General features: G+C 40.1%; 3 protein-coding genes and 1 pseudogene. All 4 read left to right on the forward strand.

Annotated elements, in window-relative coordinates:
- Nucleotides 1-227: 227 nt before the first annotated feature.
- Nucleotides 228-3,382: pseudogene (locus L950_RS31865) on the forward strand (SusC/RagA family TonB-linked outer membrane protein).
- 78 nt (nucleotides 3,383-3,460) lie between these two features.
- Nucleotides 3,461-5,104 carry a RagB/SusD family nutrient uptake outer membrane protein gene (locus L950_RS04220; protein ID WP_021192105.1) on the forward strand — a complete coding sequence of 548 codons (1,644 nt, stop codon included), beginning with the start codon at nucleotides 3,461-3,463 and terminating at the stop codon, nucleotides 5,102-5,104.
- 23 nt (nucleotides 5,105-5,127) lie between these two features.
- On the forward strand, nucleotides 5,128-5,421 hold the full coding sequence (locus L950_RS29420; protein WP_197086234.1) for a hypothetical protein: 294 nt from the start codon (nucleotides 5,128-5,130) through the stop codon (nucleotides 5,419-5,421).
- A 16-nt stretch (nucleotides 5,422-5,437) separates the two neighbouring features.
- Nucleotides 5,438-6,718, forward strand: coding sequence for a GH116 family glycosyl-hydrolase (locus L950_RS04230; RefSeq protein WP_021192107.1), 1,281 nt, complete (start codon nucleotides 5,438-5,440; stop codon nucleotides 6,716-6,718).
- Nucleotides 6,719-6,846: the final 128 nt, after the last annotated feature.

The following is a 6,846-nucleotide window of genomic DNA, read 5'->3' on the forward strand; positions in this document are numbered from 1 at the left end:
TTGAAATTGTTAAGGAAAATGACCAAATAATCTTTAAAAAAAATAATCAATAAAACCATAAATCTCAAAATCAAATTATGAACCGCAACTGGACCAAACAATTCGTCTTGATGTGGCCTGGCCTTCTTGTGCTTAGTCCGCATACAGCCCGTGCTGCAGGCATGTTTAGTGAAACGAATATAATCGTCATCAGTGAACAGCTTAATAATAGCGGCAAAGTCAGTACGATGAAGTTAGATGAGCTTTTATCCCTGATTTCAAAACGGGAAAAAATCTATTTTGTATATGCTGATCAGGTGCTTAAAAATCAATCAATAGAAAATTTTGACAGTGCTTCGATAAGATTGAAAGATCTTCATATTTTATTAGCTCGCATAAATCTGAAAGCTGAAAAAATTTCTAGCAATCAGTATATAATAGCGTCAAAAGCAACATCAAAACGGCATATTGTCAATAAAGAGGTTGAGTTGCTTAAAACGTCACAAGAGAAGAAGGTAAAGGGCGTGGTGAAAGATGGTCAAGGAGGCACACTTGCTGGTGTAACGATTAAGAAAATGGATAGTGAAGTTGCGACGCATTCGGATGAATCGGGGACATTCGAAATTAATGCTGCTGAAGGGGATAAATTACAGATTAGTTTCATCGGTTATGAAACACAGGTGGTGACGATTCCTCAGAGTGGAAATCTGACGATTACATTACAGAGTGTTGTTAATAATCTGGACGAAGTTGTTGTTGTGGGATATGGTACACAGAAGAAATCGGATCTTACTGGATCGGTTGGTGTGGTAAATGTTGGAAAAGCATTAAAATCTAAACCCGTCACGAATGTACAGGAGTTGTTGGCTGGAACTGTCCCGGGGCTCAATATAAGTAAAGGAAGTGGAGCAGTCGGTAGTGGTGCTACCATTAATATTCGGGGGACATCCACTATTGGAGGAAGTTCTGGCGCATTGATTTTGATTGATGGTGTGCCAGGAAATATCAATACGCTCAATCCTAATGATATCGAAAGTGTTTCTGTATTGAAAGACGCCGCTTCGGCATCGATATATGGCTCTCGTGCCGCGAATGGGGTGATCCTGATTACGACCAAAAGTGGTCAGGAGTTGGATAAATTAAGGATAGAACTGAATAGTTCAGTAGGTATACAATCGCCACAATTTCAGATTGATTTTGTAGGCTCTGAAGATTTTATGAGGCTGTGGGATCAAGCTTTGGCTAATGATGGTAAGACACCTCTTTATGGCCAGAAAGGATTGGAAGATCTTAAAAATGGAAAATATGCAGATGTAAAATGGTACGAAGAGATTTATAAACGTAATACTTTGATCACCAATAACTATCTGGCTTTTTCCGGGAATACAGAAAAAATGAAATATAGATTTTCGGCATCGCACGATTATCAGAATGGGACGCTACCGAATAATAATTACAACCGTGTGATCCTTAAGCCCGATATGACATTTAAACTTTCGGATAAATTAACTGCGCGAGCTAATATTCAATATACAGAAACTTTTATCAATACACCCCAGGGAGGGGTTGAATCCTGGCAGAGTCAAGCTACGCGTATAGCACCGATTAATTTTATCAAAAATTCATTTGGTCAGTATGGAACAGGTTCTGCTATTGCGAATAATCCAATTGCGGGTGTACAGGAAGCTGGTTATAATAAACAAAAGTATAAGGAGCTGATGGGCATTTTTGAGGTGGTATTTAGACCGATTCAAGATCTTGAGTTTAAAGGGAATTTTTCACGTTATACCTATGATAATTGGAGTAAAGATCGGGTCTTGACATATAATCTTTACAATGATAAGGGGGAGGTCGCTTCTGTGCAGAATAGAACAACAGGCTTGACGGAAGGAGTGAGTAATAACTACCGAAATATGCTCCAATTTACAGTTGATTATAACAAGAAGTTGGTGATCATTCCATCAAATTGTTAGGTGGATTCTCACAGGAATATTTTAATACATCAGAATTTTCCGCATTTAGAGAGAATCTCCCTTTTGGAGAAGTCGATGTGCTTAACAGTGGTAGTCAAATAAATATGAGATCTGCTGGACAGGCTAAAGATGTAGCCATTCAATCGTTATTTGGACGTTTAAATTATGATTATAAAGGTCGCTATCTTTTGCAGGCAAATATAAGAGGTGATGGTTCATCACGATTTGCAAAAGGTTATCGTTGGGGTATTTTTCCCTCTTTTTCAGCCGGATGGAATATCCATCAGGAAGATTTTTTTCATTGGGATTTAATTTCCTCTTTAAAATTAAGAGGTTCTTGGGGAATATTGGGTGATGCAGAAAAGGTGGGTAACTATGCAACTGCTGCTGTGTTGGCCTATGAGCCTGCGATGTACGGGTTTAATGGTTTGGTTGTCCCGGGGGCATGGAACAATGTGTCGATCAATCCCAATATCAGTTGGGAAGAATCGAAACAGACTAATTTTGGTCTGGATCTGGGAATCGCCAAGACAATCAATTTCAGTGTTGATTATTTTATAAATAATAGGGATAAGATCTTGTATGCTCCTCCAGTACCTTCAGAATTTGGTTTAACAAGACCGTTAGACAACCTGTTGAAACTGAGGAGCTCTGGTTTAGAAGTTTTGGTTGGATACAAGGATCACAAAAATGATTGGAACTGGGCCGTGGACTTTAATACTTCTTTTTCCAAGAATAGAGTCCGGGATTTAGCAGGAACAGGACCTTGGATTGGTTCCTCAACCTATACCGAGGTCGGGCATACCTTCAATCTTCCTTATGGATATCAAGCTATCGGACTATTTCAATCTGAAGATGAAATTCAGAACAGCGCATCGCAGGGAACAAATGTTTTTCCAGGGAACATCCGTTATCAAGATCAAAATCATGATGGCGTAATCAATGGGGAGGATCGTGTGATTTTGCGGGACAAGCCCAGTATTCGATTTGGTATGAATATCAGTTTGGGATGGAGAAATCTGGATATGATGGCTAATTTTTATGGAATACTACAAAATGTACGTTACATCAGCGGTTATGAAGGCTGGGCATTTTTTCTAACACAGAATGCAAGGCCTATGCATCTGGATAATTGGACAACAACGAATACCGAGGCGAGTTATCCAAGATTGTCCTTACAAAATACTTCTAACGATCAGCAGTATTCTGACTATTGGTTAAGAAAGGCCGACTATCTCAAGATTCAGAATGTGCAGGTGGGATATACGTTTCCCAAACGTCTTATGGATAATTGGAAACTCAACGGACTTCGGTTATTTCTGTCGGGACAGAATCTGGCAACGATCACTGCATATCCTGGGTTTGATCCAGAAGGAAGTTATTATCCTCTATCCAGAACGTTTTCATTTGGTGTTAATCTTAACTTTTAAAAAAGGATGAAATGCTTGTCCGTATAACATGAAAACAAGTACTGCATGCTGTTTCATTGCCTTTAAAAATATACTATCATGAAATTTAATTTTATAAGCAAAATAATAATCTGTGCATCTATTCCGGTGCTTTTTAGCAACTGTGAAAAGTTTTTGGATAGAGATCCATTATCTGAGGCTGCAGAAAAAAACTTTTGGAAAACAGAAAATGATGCCCTGGTGGGGCTTAATGCAGTATATACAGCATTACCTGGAGAACGGGACTTTTGGCGTGATTGTCAAAGCGATAACTCTGTTATGACCAATGCTTGGGGTGAAGGCGGCCTCGGGTATATCAGTATGGGTAATCATAATGCGGCGACTGCTTATGTTCAGGAGGAGTGGAGATATGATGATATTCGGAAATGTCTTTATTATTTGCAACAGTTAAGTAAAATGTCTTTTACGCAAGATCTAAAAAATAGACTTGAAGCGGAGGCTCGGTTTATTTTAGCATTGCGTTATTTTAGAATGGTGCAACATTACGGTAATATCCCATTGATCAAAGATGAACCGATCAATCTTGATGAAAGTGCATTACCGCGGACAGATAAAAACCTGGTGTTGGACTATGCTCTTGAAAATGTGGTTTATGCTATCGATCATTTGCCGGAACATTATACTGGAGCAAACTTGGGAAGAATCAACAAGGGGGCAGCCTACATGTTAAAAGCAAATATCTATTTACATCAAGCCAGTATCAAACAATATCATGAAGGAGCTGCAGATCCACAGTTGTGGAAACAGGCCTATGAGGCGGCATCCGAAGTTTTAAAAATGGGATATGGTTTAGTCGACGATTATGCGGAGGTGTTTAAGCAGGCCAACAATCTCAATACGACTGAAGTAATCTTGGCAAGACAGTACGTGGAAGATAAAATAACCCATATGTTACCAGTATTGGCTTCTCCGGCAGGAACAGGGATAACAGGAAATGGTTGGGCAAGTTTTTGTCCGACCCGCGAATTGGTTGATTCTTATCTCTGTACCGATGGTAAAGACATTCGCAGTTCCAATTTATATGATCCGGCAAAACCTTGGGAAAATAGGGATAAAAGGTTGAAAAAAACATTTATGTTACCTGGTGAACCTGTATTGCGTCCAAATGGCAAATATGCGGCTTACCAACCTCACCCAGCTTATAATATGGGTGAAAAAATCAACAGTGAGGGCGGGGGAATTACGGGGTATATGTACCTGAAGTTTAACGAACCGGAGTATGTTAAAACAGATGCTGGTTTTGCCAATTGGCCTATTTATCGCTATGCTGAAACCTTACTGATCATTGCTGAGTCATTGAATGAGTTTAAACCTGGTGATCTGCAGATCAAAACCATGATTGATCACATTAGAAAGAGGGCAGGCCTACCTTTGTTAAGCAATAGTGATTTGTCAGATCAGGCTGTTATGCGTAAATTGATTCGGGAAGAAAGACGGCATGAGTTTGTTGCAGAACATAAGCGATATTTTGACATATTACGCTGGAAAATTGCGGAAGATGTACTGAATAAAAATGCAGAGGGTATCAACAGTAATCAGAATGATCTGATCGGTGACTGGACTAAACCGAGATTTCTTGCTCAAAACCGAAAATTTGAAAAGAGTAAACATTACCTATGGCCAGTGCCACAGAGTTCAATTGACAAAAATAAAAACCTACTGCCTCAGAACCCAGGATGGTAATAAGGCATGATAAACCGTAAATAATGAACAGAAGAAATTTTTTAAGGAATTCAAGTTTAATCAGCTTGGGTGTTTTGGCGACACAGTTTCCGGCATGGTCCCGCAGTATTTTTGCATGGGAACAACCAATTCATAATATTGAAGCCGATAAGGCTATAGATCCCCAATGGCTAGCTTCACTATATGAGCGTGGAGAAAAAATCAAGTACTTTAAAAGTAAAAATGAGCTCAAATATATCGGTATGCCTATTGGAGGACTTCATACTGGTACTGTGTATATCGGGGGGGACGGCCGGTTGTGGCTGTGGCAGATTTAACGAATCTTACGATGGTATGAAGGAAGGTGTAGAACCGAAAATAGTGCTATGGAACAACGGTAAAGAACAGGTTCGGATTCGTCCAAGAGATGGTTCGGCTTATATTGAGCCGGCTATTGCAGATAATCTACGCATACTGGAACAGGGATTTGCAATCTCTGTGTATTATAAGGGTAGGCAGTTGATAAAAGAACTCCGCGAAAACCATTGGGACGAAATTGTATTTGAACCCTCGTACCCGACATGTACAGTAACTTACAGTAGTGCTGATTTTCCGGTTGATGTAAAGCTTACGGCTTATTCTCCTTTTATTCCGTTGGATATCGAAAATTCTTCACTGCCTATGACTACGCTGCATGTTGAAGTCGTTAATACAACTGATCAACCATTGGATGTACTGATTAGTGGCTGGCTAGAAAATGGGGTTCATAAGAATAGAAAAGACTTTTCATCGGTCCGTAAAGTGTCGGTTTCGAAAAATCTTATTGATGGGAAAGCGTTATTTTTCGAATGTCAACAGGTTCCGGAGAAAGATCTTATAGCCAGTGATTATGGTTCTATGGCCATATCGTGCCAGCACAGTGATGCGATTGCTGTAGCACAAATTAAAGAATGGCCTATAAACCCTGCTGATCTAATCAGTGAAGCAGGGTCTAGCAATATCGGTTTTAATGAGTTGCAGGTGGGGAGTCTTACTGTTAAAAGAAAGATACCTGCTGCTACAAAGGTTAAAATCTCTTATGCGATAAGTTGGTATTTTAACAATGTTCATCCTAAGCTGAAGGAAAGAATTAAAGATGCGCAGAACGGTTTTTGGTACGGAACAAAGTTTAGTAATGCTTATCATGTACTGGAGTATTATAATCAGGAGAGAAATAAACTGGACGAAAACACATTATTATGGGCTGATACGTGGAATGACTCGACGCTTCCGTACTGGTTCCTGGACCGCACTTTTGTTAATATCGGAACTTTGGCTACAGCCAATACGTATCGGTTCGCAACGGGCCGTTTTTGGGGCTGGGAAGGTATCGGTGCTTGTGCAGGAACCTGCACACACGTCTGGCAGTACGGACAGGCCATGGGACGTATATTTCCGGAGCTGGAGCGTAATCTGCGTGAGGTCACGGATCTTGACATTGCCTTTAAACCAGAGACTGGGGCGATTATTTTTAGAGCCGAATATGAAAGCCGTCCTGCTATAGATGGGCAGGCAGGTGTTGTACTTCGTTTTTACCGGGATCATCAGATGTCTAGCGACAATGTTTTTTTTGAAGAGAAAATTGGGCTAATTTAAAAAAAAGCGATCCAGTTTATCATTGATCAAGACAAGAACGGTGACGGTATGACCGATACACCTATGGAAAATACGCTCGATGCGGTCTGGGAAGGTGAGATATCATGGATTGTAGGTCTTTGTCTGGC

Source organism: Sphingobacterium sp. IITKGP-BTPF85 (assembly GCF_001006065.1).
In the GTDB taxonomy this organism is placed as follows: Bacteria; Bacteroidota; Bacteroidia; order Sphingobacteriales; family Sphingobacteriaceae; genus Sphingobacterium; species Sphingobacterium anhuiense.

Bases quoted from the DNA above. Each gene is read 5' to 3' on its own strand.
- L950_RS29420 (WP_197086234.1), top strand. From the start codon at position 5,128: ATGAACAGAAGAAATTTTTTAAGGAATTCAAGTTTAATCAGCTTGGGT.
- L950_RS04220 (WP_021192105.1), top strand. From the start codon at position 3,461: ATGAAATTTAATTTTATAAGCAAAATAATAATCTGTGCATCTATTCCG.
- L950_RS04230 (WP_021192107.1), top strand. From the start codon at position 5,438: ATGAAGGAAGGTGTAGAACCGAAAATAGTGCTATGGAACAACGGTAAA.